The 21,451-nt window shown below is 57.8% G+C and carries 22 protein-coding genes and 1 pseudogene; 9 read left to right on the top strand and 14 right to left on the bottom strand.

The window, feature by feature from the left end:
- Positions 1 to 45: 45 nt before the first annotated feature.
- A complete protein-coding gene (rimK, locus tag PMI22_RS01460; RefSeq protein WP_007949201.1) occupies positions 46 to 951 on the bottom strand; it encodes a 30S ribosomal protein S6--L-glutamate ligase in 906 nt (301 codons plus the stop codon).
- Positions 948 to 1,427, bottom strand: coding sequence for a retropepsin-like aspartic endopeptidase RimB (rimB, locus tag PMI22_RS01465; protein ID WP_007949200.1), 480 nt, complete (start codon positions 1,425 to 1,427; stop codon positions 948 to 950). Before rimB ends, rimK begins: the two co-directional genes overlap by 4 nt.
- A gap of 216 nt (positions 1,428 to 1,643) precedes the next feature.
- Between rimB and PMI22_RS01470 the strand changes: the two genes are divergently transcribed.
- The 3 genes from PMI22_RS01470 to PMI22_RS01480 all read left to right on the top strand — a co-directional run bounded on the left by PMI22_RS01470 (position 1,644) and on the right by PMI22_RS01480 (position 4,877).
- Positions 1,644 to 2,051 (top strand): RNA-binding S4 domain-containing protein, encoded by a 408-nt coding sequence (locus tag PMI22_RS01470; RefSeq protein ID WP_007949198.1) that lies wholly within the window; start codon positions 1,644 to 1,646, stop codon positions 2,049 to 2,051.
- A 201-nt stretch (positions 2,052 to 2,252) separates the two neighbouring features.
- Positions 2,253 to 3,155, top strand: a complete 903-nt coding sequence (gene hslO, locus PMI22_RS01475; protein ID WP_007949197.1) for an Hsp33 family molecular chaperone HslO — start codon at positions 2,253 to 2,255, stop codon at positions 3,153 to 3,155.
- Between the two features lie 180 nt (positions 3,156 to 3,335).
- Positions 3,336 to 4,877, top strand: coding sequence for a phosphoenolpyruvate carboxykinase (locus tag PMI22_RS01480; RefSeq protein WP_007949196.1), 1,542 nt, complete (start codon positions 3,336 to 3,338; stop codon positions 4,875 to 4,877).
- 140 nt (positions 4,878 to 5,017) lie between these two features.
- Here PMI22_RS01480 and PMI22_RS01485 read toward each other — a convergent pair whose 3' ends face one another.
- The 6 genes and pseudogenes from PMI22_RS01485 to PMI22_RS01505 form a co-directional block, all read right to left on the bottom strand.
- Positions 5,018 to 5,371 carry a DUF1493 family protein gene (locus PMI22_RS01485; protein WP_007949195.1) on the bottom strand — a complete coding sequence of 118 codons (354 nt, stop codon included), beginning with the start codon at positions 5,369 to 5,371 and terminating at the stop codon, positions 5,018 to 5,020.
- Positions 5,372 to 5,448: 77 nt separating this feature from the next.
- A pseudogene (locus PMI22_RS32200) lies at positions 5,449 to 5,616 on the bottom strand (YhfG family protein); the annotation flags it as partial.
- A gap of 66 nt (positions 5,617 to 5,682) precedes the next feature.
- Complete coding sequence (locus PMI22_RS01490) at positions 5,683 to 5,970, bottom strand: helix-turn-helix domain-containing protein (RefSeq protein ID WP_007949192.1); 288 nt, start codon at positions 5,968 to 5,970, stop codon at positions 5,683 to 5,685.
- 2 nt (positions 5,971 to 5,972) lie between these two features.
- The gene (locus tag PMI22_RS01495) at positions 5,973 to 6,287 is read right to left on the bottom strand and encodes a type II toxin-antitoxin system RelE/ParE family toxin (protein WP_007949191.1); all 315 of its coding nucleotides are present in this window, start codon (positions 6,285 to 6,287) and stop codon (positions 5,973 to 5,975) included.
- 129 nt (positions 6,288 to 6,416) lie between these two features.
- On the bottom strand, positions 6,417 to 6,713 hold the full coding sequence (locus PMI22_RS01500; protein WP_007949190.1) for a hypothetical protein: 297 nt from the start codon (positions 6,711 to 6,713) through the stop codon (positions 6,417 to 6,419).
- 282 nt (positions 6,714 to 6,995) lie between these two features.
- Positions 6,996 to 7,271 (bottom strand): hypothetical protein, encoded by a 276-nt coding sequence (locus tag PMI22_RS01505; protein ID WP_007949189.1) that lies wholly within the window; start codon positions 7,269 to 7,271, stop codon positions 6,996 to 6,998.
- An 830-nt stretch (positions 7,272 to 8,101) separates the two neighbouring features.
- Between PMI22_RS01505 and PMI22_RS01510 the strand changes: the two genes are divergently transcribed.
- Positions 8,102 to 10,030, top strand: coding sequence for a RecQ family ATP-dependent DNA helicase (locus tag PMI22_RS01510; protein WP_007949186.1), 1,929 nt, complete (start codon positions 8,102 to 8,104; stop codon positions 10,028 to 10,030).
- 32 nt (positions 10,031 to 10,062) lie between these two features.
- On the opposite strand, the gene PMI22_RS01515 is transcribed toward PMI22_RS01510, so the two are convergent.
- Positions 10,063 to 11,565: a Fic family protein gene (locus PMI22_RS01515; protein WP_007949185.1), complete on the bottom strand. Its 1,503-nt coding sequence runs from the start codon at positions 11,563 to 11,565 to the stop codon at positions 10,063 to 10,065.
- 300 nt (positions 11,566 to 11,865) lie between these two features.
- On the opposite strand from PMI22_RS01515, the gene PMI22_RS01520 reads away from it, so the two are divergent.
- On the top strand, positions 11,866 to 13,092 hold the full coding sequence (locus PMI22_RS01520; protein ID WP_007949184.1) for a 3-hydroxyacyl-CoA dehydrogenase: 1,227 nt from the start codon (positions 11,866 to 11,868) through the stop codon (positions 13,090 to 13,092).
- 30 nt (positions 13,093 to 13,122) lie between these two features.
- Positions 13,123 to 13,542: an acyl-CoA thioesterase gene (locus PMI22_RS01525; RefSeq protein WP_007949183.1), complete on the top strand. Its 420-nt coding sequence runs from the start codon at positions 13,123 to 13,125 to the stop codon at positions 13,540 to 13,542.
- Positions 13,543 to 13,613: 71 nt separating this feature from the next.
- Here PMI22_RS01525 and PMI22_RS01530 read toward each other — a convergent pair whose 3' ends face one another.
- The 4 genes from PMI22_RS01530 to PMI22_RS01545 all read right to left on the bottom strand — a co-directional run bounded on the left by PMI22_RS01530 (position 13,614) and on the right by PMI22_RS01545 (position 18,606).
- Complete coding sequence (locus PMI22_RS01530; protein WP_007949182.1) at positions 13,614 to 14,108, bottom strand: glycine zipper domain-containing protein; 495 nt, start codon at positions 14,106 to 14,108, stop codon at positions 13,614 to 13,616.
- Positions 14,109 to 14,438: 330 nt separating this feature from the next.
- On the bottom strand, positions 14,439 to 16,787 hold the full coding sequence (locus PMI22_RS01535; protein ID WP_007949181.1) for an FdhF/YdeP family oxidoreductase: 2,349 nt from the start codon (positions 16,785 to 16,787) through the stop codon (positions 14,439 to 14,441).
- Positions 16,784 to 17,623: a formate dehydrogenase accessory sulfurtransferase FdhD gene (gene fdhD / locus PMI22_RS01540; RefSeq protein WP_007949179.1), complete on the bottom strand. Its 840-nt coding sequence runs from the start codon at positions 17,621 to 17,623 to the stop codon at positions 16,784 to 16,786. Before fdhD ends, PMI22_RS01535 begins: the two co-directional genes overlap by 4 nt.
- Positions 17,624 to 17,718: 95 nt before the next feature.
- Positions 17,719 to 18,606 carry a LysR family transcriptional regulator gene (locus PMI22_RS01545; protein WP_007949178.1) on the bottom strand — a complete coding sequence of 296 codons (888 nt, stop codon included), beginning with the start codon at positions 18,604 to 18,606 and terminating at the stop codon, positions 17,719 to 17,721.
- A 136-nt stretch (positions 18,607 to 18,742) separates the two neighbouring features.
- Between PMI22_RS01545 and lysM the strand changes: the two genes are divergently transcribed.
- Positions 18,743 to 19,183: a peptidoglycan-binding protein LysM gene (lysM, locus tag PMI22_RS01550; RefSeq protein WP_007949177.1), complete on the top strand. Its 441-nt coding sequence runs from the start codon at positions 18,743 to 18,745 to the stop codon at positions 19,181 to 19,183.
- Positions 19,184 to 19,283: 100 nt separating this feature from the next.
- Here the strand turns inward: lysM and yrfG are convergent, their stop codons facing one another.
- Positions 19,284 to 19,946, bottom strand: a complete 663-nt coding sequence (gene yrfG / locus PMI22_RS01555) for a GMP/IMP nucleotidase (RefSeq protein WP_007949176.1) — start codon at positions 19,944 to 19,946, stop codon at positions 19,284 to 19,286.
- A gap of 90 nt (positions 19,947 to 20,036) precedes the next feature.
- Here yrfG and nudE point away from each other — a divergent pair, with 90 nt between their 5' ends.
- The gene (gene nudE / locus PMI22_RS01560; protein ID WP_007949175.1) at positions 20,037 to 20,603 is read left to right on the top strand and encodes an ADP compounds hydrolase NudE; all 567 of its coding nucleotides are present in this window, start codon (positions 20,037 to 20,039) and stop codon (positions 20,601 to 20,603) included.
- On the top strand, positions 20,600 to 21,433 hold the full coding sequence (gene cysQ / locus PMI22_RS01565; RefSeq protein ID WP_007949173.1) for a 3'(2'),5'-bisphosphate nucleotidase CysQ: 834 nt from the start codon (positions 20,600 to 20,602) through the stop codon (positions 21,431 to 21,433). Before nudE ends, cysQ begins: the two co-directional genes overlap by 4 nt.
- Positions 21,434 to 21,451 lie beyond the last annotated feature (18 nt).

Genomic DNA, 21,451 nt, shown 5'->3' with positions numbered 1-21,451 from the left:
TGCTTTTCACTTGCAGCTTGAAGCTTGCCGCTTAAAGCTGCTTTTCTACCCCTTCCCTTTGGTCCGCGTCATATTCGGCCCGCCATTCTTCTCCAGATGCTCGATGATGATCCCTGCCACGTTCTTCCCGGTGGTGGTTTCAATCCCTTCCAGACCCGGTGACGAGTTCACTTCCATCACCAGCGGCCCGTGATTGGAGCGCAGGATATCCACACCCGCCACCGCCAGCCCCATCACCTTCGCCGCACGCAATGCGGTCATGCGTTCTTCGGGGGTGATCTTGATCAGGCTGGCGCTGCCGCCCCGATGCAGGTTGGAGCGGAACTCTCCAGGTTTGGCCTGGCGCTTCATCGCGGCGATCACCTTGTCGCCGACCACGAAGCAGCGAATGTCGGCACCGCCAGCTTCCTTGATGTACTCCTGAACCATGATGTTTTGCTTCAAGCCCATGAACGCTTCGATCACCGACTCTGCCGCCGTTGCCGTTTCACACAGCACCACGCCAATGCCTTGGGTGCCTTCCAATACCTTGATCACCAGCGGAGCACCGTTGACCATGTCGATCAGGTCGGGGATGTCGTCCGGAGAGTGAGCAAACCCGGTCACCGGCAAACCGATCCCGCGGCGTGACAGCAATTGCAACGAGCGCAGTTTGTCCCGCGAACGGGCAATGGCCACGGATTCATTGAGCGGAAACACGCCCATCATTTCAAACTGACGCAATACCGCGCAGCCATAAAACGTTACCGATGCCCCGATCCGGGGGATTACCGCATCGAATCCTTCCAGCGGCTTGCCGCGGTAGTGGATCTGCGGCTTGTGGCTGGCAATGTTCATATAGGCGCGCAGTGTGTCGATCACCACCATTTCATGGCCACGCTCGGTACCGGCTTCAACCAGACGACGAGTGGAATACAGACGCGGGTTCCGCGACAGCACAGCGATCTTCATGCAACACCTGTTGAGGAGGTAGATACCGGGAACACCGGCTTGTCTTGTACGTACTTGATGCCCGGGTTGACCACCAATTGGCCGTGAATCAGGGCTTTTGAACCGAGTAACAGGCGATAACGCATGGATTTGCGGCAGGCGAGCGTGAACTCGACTCGCCAGACCCGATCACCGAGGGCCAGGGTGGTGCTGACCACGTATCGCTTCTGCGCGTGACCGTTGGAGCTTTTAATGGTTTTCATCGTCACCAGCGGTGCTTCACAGCGTCGATGACGTAATTGCACCACCGTGCCCAAGTGTGCGGTGAAGCGCACCCACTGCTCACCATCGCGCTCGAACGGCTCGATGTCGGTGGCATGCAGGCTGGAGGTGCTGGCACCGGTGTCGATTTTTGCCCGCAGGCCCGCGACTCCCAAATCAGGGAGCGCCACCCACTCGCGCAGACCGACAACGGTCAAATGGTCAAATGTCTTCAAAGTTGCTCAACCGGTAGAAACCGCTCGGCCCGCAAGCGACCGAGTTCGCGGTATTCACGCAGAATAATGGTTAAAAGGCGACAGATATCTACGGCCCGGATTTCCAGCCCCCAAGGGAGGTTCTGGAATGCGTGCATTGTAATCCGAGCCGGTGCAATTCTTGGTACGACTGAAACGGTAGTACAGTTCAGCAATATTTCAGAGCGAGGAAATTCCATGGCACAAAAAAATGAAGAGGACGACAAAGTCCGTCTCGATAAATGGTTATGGGCCGCGCGTTTTTACAAAACCCGTGCCTTGGCCAAGGCGGCGATTGAAAGCGGCAAGGTGCATTGCCGGGGCGAACGTTGTAAGCCAGGTAAGGAACCACGAGTAGGTGACGAATTCGTGATCCGCACCGGTTTCGAAGAACGTACGGTCGTGGTTCAAGCGTTGTCCATTGTTCGCCGTGGCGCGCCGGAGGCTCAGACGCTGTATGCCGAAACCGAGGCCAGCATCGCCAAGCGCGAAAACGCCGCTGCCCAGCGCAAGGCGGGTGCGCTGGGGATGACCACCGATGGCAAACCGAGCAAGAAACAGCGACGGGATTTGTTCAAGTTTCGCGGCAATAGTAGTGGCGACTAGCCTGATCAGGGCCTTTGACTGCGGCGGACTTGCAATTGGCTGGATGAGTAACCATATCGGGACATTCCCCGACGGTACAACGTGCTGATAAATAGCCACTCGTCGAAAATCACTACAACATCCGACTCCTTGGGCCATAAAGAGGGCCAATGGCGTCAGAGGCTTTGAACCCCAATTTTGATCAATTCAGATACCAGACCTATGACCGACCTACCGGATAACGACTTCACCCAACGCTTCATCTTCGATGACAGCGACACCCGTGGCGAGCTGGTCTCGTTGGAGCTCAGCTACGCCGAAGTCCTGGCCAAACACGCCTACCCGGAACCGGTCGCACAACTGCTCGGCGAACTGATGGCCGCCGCCTCGCTGCTGGTTGGCGCGCTGAAATTCGATGGTTTGCTGATTCTGCAGGCCCGTTCCGACGGCCCGATCCCGCTGCTGATGATCGAGTGCTCCAGCGAGCGCGACATCCGCGGCCTGGCCCGTTACGAGGCCGACCAGATCGCCCCCGACGCGACGCTCGCCGACCTGATGCCCAACGGCGTTCTGGCGCTGACGGTCGACCCGACCCATGGTCAGCGTTATCAGGGCATCGTCGACCTCGACGGCGAAACCCTGTCCGAGTGCTTCACTAATTACTTCGTCATGTCCCAACAGGTCGGCACCCGCTTCTGGCTGTACGCCGATGGCCGTCGCGCCCGTGGCCTGCTGCTTCAGCAACTGCCCGCCGACCGCTTGAAAGACGAAGAAGAACGCGCCGCCAGCTGGCAGCACATCACCGCGCTGGGCAGTACCCTGACCGCCGATGAACTGCTGAGCCTGGACAACGAAACCGTACTCCATCGCCTCTACCATGAAGAGCAGGTGCGTCTGTTCGATGTGCAGAAACTGCGTTTCCGTTGCAGCTGTTCGCGCGAACGTTCGGCCAATGCTCTGGTCAGTCTGGGTAAAGAAGATGCACAAAATCTGGTGGTCGAGCACGGTGGCAACATCGAGATCGATTGCCAGTTCTGCAACCAGCGTTACCTGTTCGATGCTGCCGATATCGCCCAATTATTCGCCGGTGCGGGCGTCGAGACGCCGTCAGATACCCGTCACTAAAACGGTTCAGCGCAGGTAAATTCACTGGTTAGTGCCGGAATTACGCCGTAACGACGGGAGGGCCCTACTTTTTTTGGGCGTTTCTGGCATAATCCGGCCCACTTTTTCTCGCGGTAGTAGTGCACGACTTTCTACTACAAAACGTTTGGAGCACTCGGCCACTGGCCGATGGGGAACCTCATGACGCAAGCCAATAACGCCGTGTACACCGATCTGAGTGTTGATGATCTGGTTAAAGAAGCCCTGAATCGCGGTGAAGGCGAGCTTGCCGATACCGGCGCGCTGGTTGTTCGTACCGGTCACCGTACCGGCCGTTCGCCAGTCGACCGTTTCATCGTTGAAGAGCCGACCACTCAGGCCGCTATCGCCTGGGGCCCGATCAACCGCAAGTTCCCGGCCGACAAGTTCGATGCCCTGTGGGACCGCGTTGAGGCGTTCAACAATGCGCAAGAGCATTTCGTTTCCCACGTTCATGTAGGTGCGTCCGCCGACCACTACCTGGCCGTAAAAATGACCACGCAGACTGCCTGGCAGAACCTGTTCGGTCGTTGCCTGTTCATCAACCCGGCCCAGTACAACCCGGCTGGCCGTGATGAGTGGCAGGTGCTCAACGTTGCCAACTTCGAATGCGTTCCAGAGCGTGACGGCACCAACTCCGATGGTTGCGTGATCCTCAACTTCGCACAGAAGAAAGTGCTGATCGCTGGCATGCGCTACGCCGGTGAAATGAAGAAAGCCATGTTCTCGGTGCAAAACTTCCTGCTGCCGGCCGCTGACGTGCTGCCAATGCACTGCGCTGCCAACATCGGTGAAGCGGGCGACGTGACCCTGTTCTTCGGTCTGTCCGGCACCGGTAAAACCACCCTGTCCGCCGACGAAAGCCGTTACCTGATCGGTGACGACGAGCACGGTTGGGGTGAGGGCGTGGTGTTCAACATCGAAGGAGGTTGCTATGCCAAGTGCATCGACTTGTCCGAGAAGAACGAGCCGGTTATCTGGAAAGCCATCAAGCACGGCGCAGTCCTGGAAAACGTCGTTATCGATGACGCCAAGCACGCCGACTACGACGACGTCAGCCTGACCCAGAACAGCCGCGCAGCCTATCCGCTTGAGCACGTTGCCAAGCGTTCCGAGAAGAACCTCGGTGGCGAGCCAAACGCTGTGATCTTCCTGACCTGCGACCTGACCGGCGTACTGCCGCCTGTGTCGATCCTCAGCGAAGAACAAGCGGCCTACCACTTCCTGTCCGGCTACACCGCACTGGTGGGTTCGACCGAAATGGGTTCCGGCAGCGGCATCAAGTCGACCTTCTCCACCTGCTTCGGCGCACCGTTCTTCCCGCGTCCGGCTGGCGAATACGCAGAGCTGCTGATCAAACGCATCCGCGGCTTCGGCTCCAAGGTCTACCTGGTCAACACCGGCTGGACCGGTGGTGGCTACGGCGTTGGCAAGCGCTTCAACATCCCGACTACCCGTGCGGTGATCGCAGCGATCCAGAGCGGCGCCTTGATCGGTGCTGAAACCGAACACCTCGACACCATCAACCTCGACGTGCCATTGGCTGTGCCGGGCGTTGAAACTGGCCTGTTGAACCCACGTAACACCTGGGCTGACAAGGCTGCTTATGATGAATCTGCCAAGGCGCTGGCCGGTTTGTTCGTTGAGAACTTCAAGAAGTTCGAAGTGAGCGACGCGATCAAGGCTGCCGGGCCGAAGTTGTAAGTGTTGGTTTGATGTAATGAAAAAGCCGCCCTTTGAGGGCGGCTTTTTTGTGGGTCGGTTTTCACCAATGACCGTACAACTGCCAATATTCCAGCTGAAAACGCGCTAAACGACCAGAATAATGGCACTTATGGGGTTGGCTAGATGCCTTCCAGTTTCTGTGTGTCCCATCGTTGCATCTTGATCGCTTGGTAGAGCATGTCGATGGTCAGCAGGACTTTGTCGCCGCGACCTTTGGCACGGCGCTTGAGGGATACGTCAAAGCCCTCAGGATGAAAGTAGCGATAGGCGTCGTAGTCCACGAAGTCGATCCCGAACTGCTCTTCCAGTGCTTCCATCAAATGCTGTGCATCGGCACCGTCACAACCCAGGTCGAAGTTGATCGAGGTGGTGAGGCTGATGGTTTTGCGTTCGGGCAGGCCGAGCTCTTCATGCAGCAACTGCATGAGCAGGTGCATTGTGTGGTCGTCGGGGAAGTTGGGGGCGAGGTTCATTGCAGGGGTGTCAGTTTGGGCTTGGATGGATCTTATAATTCACCAAGCTTGGGGGGAAGAGCGGGAGCAGATTGTGGCGGAGTGTCTTGTCGGTATTTGGCGAGCGCTTCTTCTCGTGTCAGAAGCGGCCTATCGAGGTCAGCCGGTGAGGTGTCGAATCCTGAGAGATGCAGACTGGCCAAGTAATTTGAGCGACGGACCTTTTCGTAGTGAGCTTGTTTATGTTTGAACGTTAATTCAGTCATCATAATTACCTCGGGCTACGAATGCTTGAATGCTGGGACAGGGGGAATTCAACAGTGCTGCACTGTTCAGCCGGCTAACGCATTCAACACATGGACCGGGTCATTATGTATGGCTTTCAGCAGGGCTTTGGCTGGCCCTGTCGGTTCGCGGCGGCCCTGTTCCCAGTTGCGCAGAGTGCCGAGTTGGACGTCGATCAACGCTGCGAATTTTGCCTGAGTCAGTCCAGTAGCCTTGCGAATCTCTTTGACTTGCAACGCATCCACATGGAATTCGCGGGAAGGCAGACGCTCACCCCGTACGATCTCGTCCATCTGTTGCACGCTTTCCATTAGCTCATCAAAAAACTTGCTCACGGTTATCTCCAGTGTTCGATTACTGCTTTCAATGCTTTGCGTTCATCGGCGGTCAGGTCGTGTTGTTCATTTTTAGGGTAGATCATCAACAGCGCGATCTGCGACGCTGAGACGAAATGGTAGTAAATCACTCGGGCTCCGCCTCGTTTGCCATGGCCCTTGGCCGCGACCCGCATTTTGCGAATTCCGCCTGTTCCTTCGATGATGTCGCCAACCGAAGGGTTCACCACTAATACCTTCTGTAAGGCGCTATAGGCATCGTCATCCATCAGCTCTTTGGCTCGACGGGTGAAGATCGGGGTTTCAACGAAAATCATCGGTAATGTACGCCACTGGCTTACTTTAGGGCAACGCTGATCTGACTTGAAATGCCTTTCATGTGATCAGCCACGACTAGTGGTTGATCGTTCTCACGTTGAGCGGGAGAACGATCTGTTCACGCAGCGTCAGGCAGGCGCTTTCCAGCCCATCATGCGTTGTTGGGCGACTTGCATCAGGTCGAAGCCGTCCTGAGTCAGCAGGTAAAGTGCGTGGGTGATGTGGGGGATGTCTTCGACATCGCCGTGTTTGAAGCAGATGCAGTGCAGGGTTTTAAGGAGATCGCTGGAGGCTCGGATGCGCTGCATGGCAGCTTCGAGGATGGCCTGGGGGTTGGCCTCTGTGTCGATGATCAGGGGCGGGGAATCGGTGAGGTTGGTTTGCAGTGGGCGGTAGCGATCAAAAAGAGGATTTAACGTTGTCACTGAGGAACACCTGTATTAGTTGGAAATGTGAGCTCTCTTTGTCGGGTGACCAAGCCCGAGTCGCTGAATGTGTCAGCGACGATCACGACTATAGGTGTGAGCCGCCGAGCAGCGATAGACGACAAGGGATCTGAAGCTGTAGGACCGGGATGAAGCTTTGATAGGGCGTTGCCTACAGACTTATTCCCAGCCGAAATATCTATCGTTTGGTGGCATTCAGGCCTACCGCGTTATCGTTCATCGCGGGCAAGCCTGATCCCCACAGGGATTTTCATCCGGGCATTAGCCAGCGGTAATTTTCGGCAGTCGTTGCCGGGCTATTTCGAGCAGTTCGTTGCCGTCCTGGGTCAGCAGGTATAACGCGTTGACGATATTTGGGATGTCGTCTGTATCAGCCTGTTTAAAGCACAGGCAATAAAGAGTTTCGAGCAGGCCGGTGGCGGCGCGGATGCGTTGTCGCGCGGCGTCGAGTATTTCGTGAGGGTCTGCGTCAGTGTCGATGACCAACACGGGTGTTTCGCTGTAACTGGTTTTGAGTGGGCGATAGCGGTCTTGCATGGGGTCCGTCCTGTTTTCAGCGGCGCGGCAAACTATAGGGGCGCGCATCCAGGCGTCGCAATACCGCGCAAATGGACGGGTTTTGTAGGGGGTTTATCGTCGATGTCACCTTTTGCCTACGTGTCCCCCGAGTTTTTTCCTGCCATACCCTTAGGGGGCGAATTTCCTACGAGCTTGTCAGGCGCAACGCTTCAAACCTCAGTAACGTGCGCGCCAGAATTTGTAGGACGTTTCGAAAAAGGCGAAGTGCTGGATGAGCCGAGTCTGAAACTACGCTTGTTTGTGCAGGGTTTTGACGGGTGAAATCAGACCGGCCCATGCTGCATGAGAGAGCAAGAGCCGGGTGTTTCAGGAGTAGAGGTTGGACGAGCCAGCTACGGGTGTCCGTGGGTGGTGTCGTAGCCACTTGACCCGCAGTTGTCAGGACGTTCGCCAGGCCTGTTGGGCGGAACACTCCAGGGAGTCACACGTCGCGAGCAACGGTGGCTCCGCGGGTGGTCCATCGCAGGCACTCAGCAGCAGGGAAGTCAGGATAAGCGCAACGGCCAAAATTGATTTTTGAAGCATGGTCATTCCTTGTTCAAATGCCGCGCCCATCAGGCGTCCTGCCGTGATGTGAAATGCGCAGACGGTTGTTTGCGAGAAAGACCTTACCGTCAGATTGAGCGGTCCTGCGAGGAACAAAGTGTTTCGTTTGTTTCATCCTGTGGCAAAGCCCCATAGAGCGACGCGGTATCATCCCGTATCGTTTTGGTCCCCGACCTTTTCTCGACTCGCGGCGTTTGCCAGCTAGGCTTTGGGCTTCGCAGCGGTCAACGGAGTGACAGCTTATGCACAACACCTTGGAACAGGTTTTCGGTTACCCACAGTTTCGACCGGGTCAGGAGGCAGCGGTCAGTGCAGTGCTGGCCGGGCGCTCGGCGGCGGCGATTTTCCCCACCGGTTCCGGTAAGTCCCTTTGCTATCAATTACCGGCCTTGTTGCTGCCGCACCTGACGCTGGTGGTCTCGCCGTTGCTCGCGCTGATGCAGGATCAACTGGCGTTCCTGCAACGCCACGGCATCGCGGCGGGCAGTATCGATTCGGCGCAGAGCCGCGACGACGCCAGTGATGTGATGGCTCGGGCCAAGTCCGGTGAGTTGAAGATTTTGATGATCTCGGTGGAGCGTCTGAAAAACGAGCGTTTCCGTAATTTCCTGCAGCAAGTCCCCATCTCGCTACTGGTGGTGGACGAGGCGCACTGCATCTCGGAGTGGGGCCACAACTTCCGCCCCGATTACCTCAAGCTGCCTGACTACCAGCGCCAGTTCAATATTCCGCAGGCGCTGCTGCTGACCGCCACCGCGACGCCCAAGGTCATCGCGGACATGGAAGCCAAGTTCGCCATCGCCTCGGAAGATGTAGTGACCACCGGTTTCTACCGGCCAAATCTCAACCTGTTGGTCGAGCCGGTACGCGGTCAGGACAAACGCCGACGTCTGGTCGAGTGGATGAGCGAACGCTCCGGTCAGCCGAGCATCGTCTACGTTACCCTGCAAAAAACCGCTGAGCACATCGCTGAACACCTGGGGCACAACGGCATTCAAGCCGAGGCGTATCACGCCGGTTTGCCCCACGATCAACGCGAAGCCATCCAGAAACGATTCATGGGCGGACAGTCCAATTGCATCGTCGCCACCATCGCGTTTGGCATGGGTATCGACAAGAGCGACATCCGCAATGTGGTGCATTTCGACCTGCCCAAATCCATCGAAAACTACAGCCAGGAAATCGGCCGTGCCGGACGTGACGGGAAGCCATCCGACTGCCTGGTATTGGCTAACCGCGACAGCCTCAACGTGCTGGAAAATTTCGTTTACGGCGACACTCCTGAACTGGACGGTATCCGCTGCGTGCTTGATGAAATGCTCGCCGCCGCGCCTGAGGGGCAATGGGAGTTTCTATTGGGGCCGTTGGCCGATCAAAGCAACATTCGCCAATTGCCGCTCAAGACCTTGCTGGTGCAGCTGGAGCTGCGCGGTTTAATCGCCCCGCGTTACGCCTACTACGCCGAATACCGGTTCAAGTATTTGCAGGAGCCGGACGCCTTGCTCGCGCGCTTCGAGGGTGAGCGCAAGGACTTCGTGGCCGCGATCATCCAGACCTCCAGTCGTGCGCGAACCTGGGCCACGGTGAATTTCGATGCACTGTATGAGCAGCATCAGGCGGAGCGAAATCGGGTGGTCAAGGCGCTGGATTATTTCCAGGAAAAGGGTTGGGTCGAGCTTGAAAGCAAGCAGATGACCGAGGTCTACAGCCTGCTGCAAACGGGCTTTGACAGTCAGGCGTTGAGTGCCGAGCTGCACGCTTATTTCACCCAACACGAACGTACGGAAATTGCGCGGATTCACGCGATGCTGGATTTGTTCGCCACCGACCACTGCCTGGGCTTTCGCCTGGCCGAATACTTCGGTGACGAAAACGCACCTCGGCAATGCGGGCATTGTTCGGTATGCCACGGGCAGGTTGCGCGACTGCCGGCACCACCGGATTTGCCAGCGCTTGTGGATAAAAACTTTGAAGCGCTGTGCGGCGACTTTATCCACAGGCATGAACAGCACACCGGCAGCGTTCCTTCGGCTGAGCGTGTGACGCGTTTCCTGTGCGGGATTAGTGTGCCGTTGTTTACCAAGATGAAGGCGCGGACTATTTCCGGGTTTGCGGCGATGGAGGATTATCCGTACGGCGAGGTACGCGGTTGGGCCGAGGCACATCTGTGAAGTTGATGTACGACCGCTTCCTCAGCGGTCGTTCAAGCATCGTTATTAAGTTCGCCGTAGACATCGGCCAATAGCGACTGAGCTTGTTGCTCGAGAAAGTCGAAGACCTCCTCCTGAATCGATCCTTGGTATTGCTTGCGGCGGCCTTTGGAAACAATGCCGTTTTGATCCAGGCACTGCATGACTAACCTGGACAAAAGATTGCCTCGAACGTCGTAGTTTTCGTTCACAACCTTCACGAGTGTATCGAACCGCTGAAGAAAGTCGGTTTCCTCTCTCAGCTCTACCTCGAGGGCCCGTTTAGCCATTTCCATTGTGAAGGCTACGCAATCGGTGGCATCCCAGTAGCGATAGATGCTGGCGTCACCAATGAAGTTGAAGCTCATTGTTTCCGCATCAATCCAGCGAACATCCCAGAATTCACGAACGGGCTTTGAGAAAGATTGCAGCGCTTCCAGATAATGTTGTTCTTCGCGCTTCATAGCGACCGAAACAGGTAGCAAGAGACCGTTTTCGAGAGCGCCGCTTCGGCACAGAGCCAAGTGGATGAGGAAGCGTGAAAGACGGCCATTGCCGTCCATGAACGGGTGCAGAAAGACGAAGCCAAAAGAGGCGATGCCTGCGGCCACAAGAGGATCGAGTTGCTCTGGCGCTCTGTTGGCGAACGTCATCAACTCTTCCATCAATTCACGACAGAGCCCTGGGGCCGGCGGCACGTAGGTCACGCCAGCTGCGCCGCGAAACGAATTGCTCAGGTGATTCTGTTCGTGACGGAATGCGGCTGCACGATCGAAGGGGTTAGAGATCGTGCTGTTTTGTAACGCAACAAGATAATCTTCGGTAAGTGGCTGACGCTCATGTGCCTGGCGGAGCAGTTGTACAAATCGTTGTGCTTTCTGCTCGCTGGGAGCTTCCTTCTCTATGGCAAACGAGTTTTCGGTTTCGCTGAGATACGCCCAACTGATCGCCCGATCCATCATCTCTTTTGGAAGGGCGCCAATAAAGGCTCTTGATCTACCCAGAATGTCATAGTCGAGCAAGGACTGAATCTCTGTTGTGCGCTCGACTGTCGCGCAATATCGAAGTGTGCCAAGGCCATTGAAGTCGACTCGCCAGCGCGAGTTTCGTACTGATGGCCCGGTGACGTAGTTGTCCGGGGCAAATAGAAAAGTAGCGGTACCGCGAGGATTATCGGGATAGTCCAGGTGCTGACCGGTGAAAAACTCCCAGAGGAAACAGATTTTACGTAGGTAAGCGCTACTGGGAGCCTTGGTAATGGCTTCGACCAGTATTTGGCCATCAATATGAGGGAGTGCCTGAGCCAGAATGGCGAGATTGACGCCCTCATGTTTTAGGGCAAATATGATGTGAGCCAGATAGTCATCTTCCGCTGGCGCAACGCTCTGCGGTACTGACAATGCACCGCCGATTTTCTCCAGGCGGGTAACCGGCTGGATGATCGCTGGCCGCTTCACCTCGATAGCTTTCAGATCCAGCGCATCAATCAAATGGGCGTAGCCCACTCGGTTTCCCATCGGCAGTTCCCCCGTCCGGATAGATTTTTTTTACCACGCCAAGTTTTTTTTTAAAATCGGCGAAGCTGGCAAGAAAATTTTAACCTGATTCAAGCTGTTGGCTAGCGCTCATTTCACTCCTATTGAGTACTTCCAGAGTTCTGTATCCCAAAGGACTCGGACTTCTGCTGTGAGAATGGGGCTGCAATGGGTATCTCATCCATCCGCTGAATGTCGCTCATCACAGGAATAAATTTCAAAAACGCACGACGCCTGACTATGGTGGTGGCTGTCTTTGGATCGCCAACAAGAGAGCAAATCATGAGCCAGACGCCATTCAACATTCAGCGCGCCGCCGTCATCGGTGCAGGCACCATGGGCCGTGGCATTGTCATGTGTCTGGCGAACGCCGGGGTGCCGGTGCAGTGGGTGGATAACAATCCGCAGATGCTTGAACAGGCGTTGGCCACGGTAGCCGAAACCAACGCTCACAATGTGCGCCAAGGGCGCATTGATCAGGCCGAAGCTGACGCGCGCATTGCGCGAGTGACCGCAGCGGCGGACTACGTATCGATCCGCGACGTCGATCTGGTCATCGAGGCTGTGTACGAAAACCTCGAACTGAAACAGAAAATATTTCGCGAGCTGGACGGCCTGCTGAAACCCGAAGCAATACTGGCCAGCAACACCTCGGCGCTGGACATCGACGCCATCGCCGCCGCCACTCGCCGTCCGCAGCAGGTGCTGGGCCTGCATTTTTTCAGCCCCGCACACATCATGAAACTGCTGGAAATTGTCCGTGGCGCCCAGACTGCACCGGCAGTCCTGGACGCAGCGCTGGCTCTGGGCAAGCGCATGGGCAAGGTCAGTGTGGTGGCGGGCAATTGCGACGGTTTCATCGGCAACCGCATGCTCAATACCTACGTGCTCGAAGCGCGCAAAATGCTGCTTGAGGGTGCTTATCCTTATCAAGTGGATGCGGCGCTGCAAGGTTTCGGTTTCGCCATGGGGCCGTTCCGCATGTACGACGTGGTGGGCGTCGACCTGGGCTGGCGGGCTCGGGAACTGGCGGGCACGGGGCAGGATGCGCCGGAAGTCCAGGTGGACAACCGGTTGTGTGAACTCGGGCGCTTCGGTCAGAAGTGTGGCAACGGTTATTACCACTACGAGCCGGGCAGTCGTCAGGCCGAGCACGATGTGGAAGTGGATGCGCTGGTGTTGCAGGTCAGCGAAGGGCTGGGCTTCCAGCGTCGCGAGATAAGCGCTGAGGAGATTCTTGAGCGTTGCCTGCTGGCACTGGTCAACGAAGGCGCGAAGATCCTTCAGGAAGGCATTGCGGCGTCTGCGCACGACATCGATCTGGTGTACCTCAATGGTTATGGGTTCCCGGCGGCGAAGGGTGGGCCTATGGCGTGGGCGGATCAACAAGGCTTGGCGGACATTCATCAGCGCTTGATGGCACTGGAAACCCGACAGGGTGATCACTGGCGTCCGGCACGCTTGATCGGGGAATTGGCAGAGGTGAGTAAAGGGTTTGCGGATCGATAAACTTCAGCCACTTCAAGACGAGAGCTGCGCATGAATCAACGCACCGACTACCCACACTTCCAGCCCATCACCACCCGCTGGCACGACAACGACGCCTACGGTCACGTCAACAATGTCACCTACTACAGCTTCTTCGACACGGCGGTGAACACTTACCTGATCGAAGTCGGTGGCCTGGATATCCATGACGGCGAGGTCGTGGGTTTTGTCGTGAGTTCGGCGTGCGATTACTTTGCCTCCATCGCCTTTCCGGACCGGATCGAGATCGGCTTGCGGGTTGGCAAGCTGGGCAACAGCTCGGTGCAATACGAATTGGCTGTGTTCAAGCAAGGGGAAAACGAAGCTTGTGCGGCCGGGCGCTTCGTGCATGTCTTTGTAGATCGTGCTTCAAATCAGCCGGTATCGATTCCGGCCGGATTACGTGGAGCGCTGGAACGCCTGGTGGTTTAGACGGGGCAAAAAAAATCGCAGCCCCAGGGCTGCGATTTTTTTAACTACCGATTAACGAGGCGATGGAAGCCTCAGTGGCGATAGTATTTGTGTTTGTGCTTGCGATGGCCATAGGCATGGCCACGACCTGGATGGCCGTCACGGTAGTAACGACGATCACCATGGCCACGATAGGAGCGACGATCATTGTCACCGTCATCATCATCGTATTTATTGCCCATGTAGTTACCCAGCGCGCCACCGGCGCCACCGCCTGCTGCCGCGCCGATCAGGCTGCCTGTGGTGCCGCCCATGTTGCGACCGACCACGTTACCGCCTGCCGCGCCCAGCGCACCACCGATGGCGGCTTCGCCACGGCTGTGTTTGTCTGCGCCGACTGCGCTACCACCCGCGCCGCCCAGGGCCGCGCCGATTGTGGAACCTGTACTGCCGCCTAACGACTGACCGACGACCGAGCCAAGAACCCCGCCCAATGCGCCGCCCACACCGGCTTCGGTGTTGCCGCCAGCAGAAGCAATGCCACTGAACAAGCCAAGGGACAACAAGAGAATCGAGGAGAACTTCATGTAGGAACCTCAAGGGGATGACGACGCGATCCTGAGGCCGTGTCAGAGGCGTGACAATCGAAATCCGACGAGTAACACGACTTGTGCACAATTCTATAAGTTACTGTTTTTTAGACGGAACTTAACTGTTTTTCGCCGGTCTTTAGTTACTTCGCAAAGGCCGTTTCTATACAGGAACGGCCTTTTTTGTGGGCGATTGGAAAGTGTCCGGAATATGATCATTCCCACGCTCAGCGTGGGAATGCCTCAATGGACGCTCCGCGTCCGCTTTGGGACGCAGAGCGTCCCGGATAGCATTCCCACGCAGAGCGTGGGAACGATCACGCCGCGTTAAGCCGACCTTGCCAAAATCAGCCCGGTCTCACTCGCCATTTCCAACCGGATCGACACGAATTTCGACGTTGGTGTATGGCTGCCATCCCCGATGCTTTCCAGCGGCACCAGCGGATTCACTTCCGGGTAGTAAGCCGCCGCTTGCCCCGCGGGAATATCAAACGCCAGCAGTGTGAAGCCTTTCACCCGACGCTCACGCCCGTCATCCCAGATCGAAACAATGTCGGCTTTCTGTCCCGGTTTGAAACCCAGGCGAATGATGTCAGCTTCGTTCACAAACAACACGTCGCGCTGGCCTTTTACTCCTCGGTAACGGTCGTCGAGACCATAAATCGTGGTGTTGTACTGATCGTGGGAACGCATCGATTGCATGATCAAATCCGGCAGTACGCCAGTAGCGCGGGTGCGCTCGTGAACCAAGTCTTGAGGCAGGGCATTGGGACGGAAATTGGCCCGGCCTGACGGTGTGTTCCATTTACGCGCACCGGCACTGTTGCCGAGATAAAAACCGCCCGGATTCTTGATCTTTTCGTTGAAGTCCCGAAAGCCTGGAATCGTGTCGGCGATCAGATCGCGGATACGGCCGTAATCGGCCACCAGCCAGTTCCAGTCCACCGGTTTACTGCCCAGGGTCGCGGCGGCGATACCGGCAATGATCGACGGCTCCGAGCGCATCCGGTTCGACAATGGCTGCAATTGGCCGTTGGAGGCATGGACCATGCTGAACGAGTCTTCCACGGTCACCGCTTGCGGGCCTTCGGTTTGTATATCGATGTCAGTGCGGCCCAGGCACGGCAGGATCAATGCATCTTTACCATGTGCCAAATGGCTGCGGTTGAGCTTGGTGCTGATCTGCACCGTCAGGTCGCAATTGCTCAACGCCTGGAAGGTGCGCGAACTGTCTGGAGTGGCTTGGGCGAAGTTGCCGCCCAGACCGATAAAGACTTTGGCGCGACCTTCGGCCATGGCATGGATCGCCTCGATCACGTTGTGGCCATTGTCACGCGGTACCTTGAACTGGAAGCGACGCTCCAGCGAATCGAGGAACGCTACCGGTGGACGCTCGTTGATGCCCATGGTCCGGTCGCCCTGCACGTTACTGTGGCCACGCACCGGACACAGACCGGCGCCCGGCCGGCCGATGTTGCCGCGCAGCAGCATCAGGTTGGCGATTTCCTGGATGGTCGCAACCGAGTGGCGATGCTGGGTGATGCCCATGGCCCAGCACATGATCACGCTCCTGCTCTTGGCATACATGCGCGCTGCTTGCTCGACCTCCACCAGGGGCAGGCCAGACTGTGCGACGATTTGCTCCCACGGCGTATCGTCGACGGCGGCCAGGTATTCCAGCACGTTGGCGCTGTGTTCGTTGAGGAAGTCGTGGTCGAACACGGCAGCCTCACCGGCCTTCTGTGCGTCGCGCTCCCATTGCAGCAGGAATTTCGCCATACCGCGCACAATCGCCATGTCGCCACCGAGGGCTGGACGGAAGAACGCGGTGTTGGTGGGCTTGTCACCGTTGGTGAGCATTTCTATCGCGTGCTGCGGGTGCTGAAAGCGCTGCAGGCCCCGCTCTTTGAGCGGGTTGATGCAGATAACCTGGGCGCCGCGCTTCACCGCTTCACGCAACGGTTCGAGCATCCGGGGATGATTGGTGCCGGGGTTCTGGCCCCAGACGAAAATCGCATCGGCGTGTTCAAAATCATCGAACGTCACGGTGCCTTTGCCGACGCCGACACTTTGCGCCAACGCCACACCACTGGCCTCGTGGCACATGTTCGAGCAGTCGGGGAAGTTGTTGGTGCCGTAAGTGCGCACAAACAGTTGATAGAGGTACGCCGCTTCGTTGCTGGCGCGGCCCGAGGTGTAGAACTCAGCCTGGTTCGGGTTCGACAGGCCCCGCAGATGCCTGGCGATCAAGGCGAACGCCGCTTCCCAGCTGATCGGCTTGTAGCGATCGGTTTCGACGTCGTAGCACATCGGCTCGGTCAAACGACCCTGGTACTCGAGCCAGTAATCGCTTTGTTCCAGCAACGAACTGACGCTGTGTTTGGCGAAAAACGCGCCATCGACACGGCGTTTGGTCGCTTCCCAGTTCACCGCTTTGGCACCATTCTCGCAGAACGCCACCATGCCGGCTTCCTTGGAATCGCCCCAGGCGCAACCAGGGCAGTCGAACCCGCCGTTCTTGTTGGTCTTGAGCATCATGCGCAGGTTTTTCAGCGCGTTGTCGCTGGTCAACCAGGCCCGGGCAACGCTGGCCAGTGCGCCCCAACCACCGGCCGCGCCTTTATAGGGCTTGTAGCGGGGGACGGGTGTCTGGTCGGCTTGTTGATGTTGGCTCACGCTTGAGTCTCCAACGCTGGGCTGTAGACCCGCGGCGCATTCTTCTGGGGTAGATGGATGAGATTGAGGTTGTGGCGACGGGCCCATTGCACGGCAAGGCCCGTGGGCGACGACAGGCTGACCAGGGTCTGGATGCCGGCACGCAAGACTTTCTGAATCAATTCGAGGCTGCAACGGCTGGTGACAATCGCCAGGCCGCCAGTCGTCGGGATCTTCTGGCGGATCAACCCGCCAATCAGTTTGTCGAGGGCGTTGTGCCGGCCGATGTCTTCACGGCCCAGCAGCAATTCACCCTGATCATTCATGAACACCGCCGCGTGCACCGCGCCGCAATGTTGACCCAGCGGTTGGAATGCGCCGATGCGTTCGCGCAGGCCATCGAGCCATTCGGCGGGCGGCAGCGGCGCGCCGGGCAACACCTTGAGGTCGGGCAATGCCTGCTCAACCGCTTCCACGCCACAGAGCCCGCAACCGCTCGTGCCGGCCAGTTGCCGCCGCTGCAGCTTGAGGTTCCAGAAGGCGCGATTGGCGATGGTCACTTGCGCGTACTGTGCCGATCCTTCACCGGTCAATTGCAGGTCATAGATGTCAGTCACGTCTTCGATAATGCCGCTGCCGAGACTGAAGCCGACGATGAAGTCTTCAAGGTCCGTCGGCGTCACTAGCATGACGGCCTGGCTGATGCCGTTGAAGGCGATCGCCAACGCCACTTCTTCGGCCAGCGCGGTGCTGGCCGATTCGGTGTATTGAAGGTCACAGAAACTGTAGGTCTGGCTTGCGTCTGGCGCGGGCGTTTCGAGTGCGGGCGCCGCGCAGCCGGGGCGCTTGGTGTTCATGAGGCATCACCGACGGGATTAGTCAGGTTTAAGCCTAGGCGCGTCAATTGGTCGCGTCTAATCGCTATTACTGATCTACCGATAGATGACGTCGATCAAGAGGCTGTCAACGATTTCTGATAGATCGCAAAACAGGCTTCCGCCAAGGCCGAGCGTGGGGCGCTGCGACGCATGATCAACCCCAGCCGTGCGAGGGTTTGCGCGTTTTCGATGGGGTGCAGGCGCAAGTGATCGGTGAGGTTTTCCAGACCGCCGTCCAGCGGCATCACCGCGCAGCACATGCCGCCATGAACCGCTTGTAACAATTGGTGCACCGCGTCGGTTTGCAGCAGTGGTTGGGGTGACAGGCCGCGGCTGTGGAAGTTGTGGTCGATGGACTGGCGAAAGTGCATGCCACTGGTGAGCATTCCCAGCGGCATTGCGATCAGCGACTCCCAGCTCAAAGGCGCTTCGCCGAAACTGAAAAAGCGCTGATCGTAGAGCAGGCCCATGTGGGTTTCACTGAACGCCAGCGAATCGAAGCGCTCGTTGTCCAGGCGCTCCAGATAAGACACGCCGAGGTCCAGACGATTGTTCGACAGCTGCTCGAGAATTTGCTCGGAACTCAGTGCCGAGAGTTCGAAGCGCAAGTTCGGGTGTTCAGCGTGCAAGCGTTGCATCAGCGGCAACGGATCGAAACTCGACAGCGGCACCACACCCAGGCGCAACGTACCGACCAGGTTGCCGCGACAGGCCGCGGCTTCAGCCTGCAAGCCGTCATAAGCCGCCAGCACGGTGCGCGCCCAGGCCAGCACACGTTCACCCGGTGCGGTAAACCCTTCAAAGCGCTGACCACGATTGACCAGCGGCAACTCGAGTTCTTCTTCGAGGCTGCGCAAGCGCATGGACAGGGTCGGCTGGGTGATGTGGCAGCGGGCGGCGGCCTGGCCAAAGTGCCGGGTTTCGTCGAGGGCGATGAGGAATTTCAGTTGCTTGATGTCCATCTTCGCTCCAGGGCGCGGTGAAGGAGGGGATTCTAGCGCTTGCACCCGATCAACGTCATTGGTCGGGTTGGAGCCGGGGGTTACCCGCTTGGTCTACGCTTTTGCGTCTGGAAACCAAACCCAAGGAGAGTGCACCATGAGTATTTTTAGCTTTGTGAAGGAAGCCGGCGAAAAACTGCTCGATCTGCTGACCCCCGGCAACGCCAATGCCAGCGAGCAGTTGAAGGAACACATCAGCAAGGTCGGCTTGGGTAACCCGAATGTACAGGCCACGGTGGATGGCGACACAGTGACCGTGACCGGGGAAGTCGGCAGTCAGGAAGAGAAGGAAAAAATTCTGCTGGCGGTGGGCAATATTGCCGGTGTGGGCAATGTTGATGACCAGATCACCGTGACCGGGCCGGTGGCGAAGGCTGCGGTGTTTGTCACGGTGGTGAAGGGTGACACCCTCAGCGCGATTTCCTTGCGCGTGTATGGCGATGCCAACAAGTATCAAAAGATTTTCGATGCCAACAAGCCGATGCTCAAGGACGTGAACAAGATCTATCCAGGGCAGTCGTTGCGGATTCCCGAGTAACCCTCAAGACCGTGTGATGGCCTTCGCGGGCAAGTCACGCTCCTACAGACGACATAAAACCTGTGGGAGCGTGGCTTGCCCGCGATGCAGACGACTCGGTCTAAAGCCCTGCAATCAAATCCCGATAATCCCCCACCGCCGCAAACTCCGCCGTGTCCTTGGGCCCTTTGCGACTGTCCGGCTCGCTCACCGCCAACAGATGCGCCACGCCAAAACGGCGGGCACTGCGCAGGATCGGCAACGTGTCATCGATAAACAGGCTACGCGCCGGATCAAAGCCGATGTCCGCCTGCAACGCCTCCCAGAACTGCGCATTCTCTTTGGGGAAACCGTAATCATGCGAGCTGATCAAACGCTCGAAGTAGGGCGCCAGTTCAATCCTTTCCAGCTTCAATGACAGCGAATCCCGGTGCGCATTGGTAATCATCACCACACGCTTGCCCGCCTGTCTGACTGCCGCCAGAAAGGTATCAGCATCCGGGCGCAAGGCGATCAGGTGCGCGGTTTCCAGTTTCAGTTCGCGCACCGGCAGTTTCAATTCGGCGCTCCAGAAATCCAGGCAGTACCACTGCAACTGGCCGGCATTACGTTCGAACAGCGGCTGCAATTCCAGCTCGGCCATGGTCCGGCTCACCCCATGCAGCTCGGCGTAACGCTGAGGCAAGTGCTCCATCCAGAAATGATTGTCGTAATGCAGGTCCAGCAGCGTGCCGTCCATGTCCAGCAGAACGGTGTCGATGTCGCGCCAGGGCAGCAGGGACATAAAAAACTTCTCCAGCGGTAAAAGAGATATCCAGAGTCAACAAACAGGATAGGCCGGGTATAGTAGCGCGTTCACGCCAAGGAGCTTTTCATGCGCCAGAAACCCACCGTACTTGCCCGCGAGATCGTCGCCACCAGCCGTTTGTTTTGTGTCGAAGAGCTGAAACTGCGCTTTTCCAATGGCGTGGAGCGCACGTACGAGCGTCTGGTCGGCAAAGGCGCGGGGTATGGCGCGGTGATGATCGTGGCCATGCTCGATTCGGATCATGCGGTGTTGGTCGAGGAATACTGCGGCGGCACGGATGAATATGAGCTGTCTTTGCCCAAAGGCCTGATCGAGCCGGGTGAAGACGTGCTGGCGGCTGCTGTGCGTGAGCTCAAGGAAGAAGCCGGGTATGGCGCACGACAGCTGGAGCATCTGACCGAGTTGTCGTTGTCGCCCGGTTACATGAGCCAGAAGATCCAGGTGGTGCTGGCCACCGATCTGTATGAAGAAAGCCTTGAAGGCGACGAGCCCGAGCCGATGGGCGTAGACAAGATCAATCTGCGTGAGTTATCCGCCCTGGCGCAGAACCCGCGCTTCACCGAGGGCCGTGCCTTGGCGGCACTGTATCTGGCCCGTGACCTACTGACCCAGCGTGGGGTGTTTTTGCCATGAAGTTGAATTTTCCCCATCCGTTGATGGCGCCGGTGATCGAACTGGCATTGACGGCTGGCGAAGCGATTCTGCCGTTCTGGCGCATCGATACTGCCGTGACGTCCAAGTCTGATGATTCTCCGGTCACCGCCGCAGACCTCGCGGCTCATCATTTGATTCTGTCCGGTTTGACCGCGCTGGACCCAAGCATTCCGGTGTTGTCTGAAGAAGACGCCAACATCCCACAAAGCGTGCGTGCCGGATGGCAGCGGTGGTGGCTGGTGGACCCGTTGGACGGGACCAAGGAATTCATTACCGGCAGCGAAGAGTTCACCGTCAACATCGCGCTGATCGAGCAGGGGCGAGTGGTGTTTGGTGTGGTGTCGGTGCCGACCAACGGGCGTTTCTATGTCGGTGGTGCGGGTTTGGGCGCCTGGCGCGGCGACAAGGGCAGCCAGCCATTGCCGATCCAGGTTCGCGAAGTGCCTGCAGTGGGAGAGGCGTTTACCGTGGTCGCCAGTCGTCGACATTCGAGCCCGGAACAAGAGCGCTTGCTGGCTGGGTTGAGCGACAGTCTGGGTGAGTTGCAACTGGCCAATATCGGCAGTTCGCTGAAGTTCTGCCTGTTGGCGGAAGGGGCGGCGGATTGTTATCCGCGCCTGGCACCGACTTCGCAGTGGGACACGGCAGCGGCGCAAGGCGTGCTGGAAGGAGCGGGCGGCGAGGTGCTGGACTTGAGCGGTGCGCCGTTTTGCTATCCTGCACGGGAATCGCTGTTGAATGAGTTCTTTTTGGCGCTGCCGGCGAAGGCTGCGTGGCGCGAAAAATTGTTGGCGTTGGCACGGGCGTAAAGATCAAGGATCGCAGCC

Origin of the sequence: Pseudomonas sp. GM21 (assembly GCF_000282215.1) — a bacterium.
Classification (GTDB): Bacteria; Pseudomonadota; Gammaproteobacteria; order Pseudomonadales; family Pseudomonadaceae; genus Aquipseudomonas.
The sequence above is the reverse complement of the archived record's forward strand: the minus strand, read 5'-3'. Positions and strand labels throughout refer to the sequence as shown.

What these genes read in the sequence shown, in the direction of transcription:
- PMI22_RS01515 (WP_007949185.1), bottom strand. Translation starts at nt 11,565, where the DNA reads ATGGGAAACCGAGTGGGCTACGCCCATTTGATTGATGCGCTGGATCTG.
- PMI22_RS01520 (WP_007949184.1), top strand. Translation starts at nt 11,866, where the DNA reads ATGAGCCAGACGCCATTCAACATTCAGCGCGCCGCCGTCATCGGTGCA.
- PMI22_RS01485 (WP_007949195.1), bottom strand. Translation starts at nt 5,371, where the DNA reads ATGAACCTCGCCCCCAACTTCCCCGACGACCACACAATGCACCTGCTC.
- hslO (WP_007949197.1), top strand. Translation starts at nt 2,253, where the DNA reads ATGACCGACCTACCGGATAACGACTTCACCCAACGCTTCATCTTCGAT.
- rimK (WP_007949201.1), bottom strand. Translation starts at nt 951, where the DNA reads ATGAAGATCGCTGTGCTGTCGCGGAACCCGCGTCTGTATTCCACTCGT.
- lysM (WP_007949177.1), top strand. Translation starts at nt 18,743, where the DNA reads ATGAGTATTTTTAGCTTTGTGAAGGAAGCCGGCGAAAAACTGCTCGAT.
- cysQ (WP_007949173.1), top strand. Translation starts at nt 20,600, where the DNA reads ATGAAGTTGAATTTTCCCCATCCGTTGATGGCGCCGGTGATCGAACTG.
- PMI22_RS01545 (WP_007949178.1), bottom strand. Translation starts at nt 18,606, where the DNA reads ATGGACATCAAGCAACTGAAATTCCTCATCGCCCTCGACGAAACCCGG.
- PMI22_RS01530 (WP_007949182.1), bottom strand. Translation starts at nt 14,108, where the DNA reads ATGAAGTTCTCCTCGATTCTCTTGTTGTCCCTTGGCTTGTTCAGTGGC.
- nudE (WP_007949175.1), top strand. Translation starts at nt 20,037, where the DNA reads ATGCGCCAGAAACCCACCGTACTTGCCCGCGAGATCGTCGCCACCAGC.
- PMI22_RS01505 (WP_007949189.1), bottom strand. Translation starts at nt 7,271, where the DNA reads ATGCAAGACCGCTATCGCCCACTCAAAACCAGTTACAGCGAAACACCC.
- PMI22_RS01510 (WP_007949186.1), top strand. Translation starts at nt 8,102, where the DNA reads ATGCACAACACCTTGGAACAGGTTTTCGGTTACCCACAGTTTCGACCG.
- PMI22_RS01470 (WP_007949198.1), top strand. Translation starts at nt 1,644, where the DNA reads ATGGCACAAAAAAATGAAGAGGACGACAAAGTCCGTCTCGATAAATGG.
- PMI22_RS01525 (WP_007949183.1), top strand. Translation starts at nt 13,123, where the DNA reads ATGAATCAACGCACCGACTACCCACACTTCCAGCCCATCACCACCCGC.
- fdhD (WP_007949179.1), bottom strand. Translation starts at nt 17,623, where the DNA reads ATGAACACCAAGCGCCCCGGCTGCGCGGCGCCCGCACTCGAAACGCCC.
- yrfG (WP_007949176.1), bottom strand. Translation starts at nt 19,946, where the DNA reads ATGTCCCTGCTGCCCTGGCGCGACATCGACACCGTTCTGCTGGACATG.
- PMI22_RS01495 (WP_007949191.1), bottom strand. Translation starts at nt 6,287, where the DNA reads ATGATTTTCGTTGAAACCCCGATCTTCACCCGTCGAGCCAAAGAGCTG.
- PMI22_RS01480 (WP_007949196.1), top strand. Translation starts at nt 3,336, where the DNA reads ATGACGCAAGCCAATAACGCCGTGTACACCGATCTGAGTGTTGATGAT.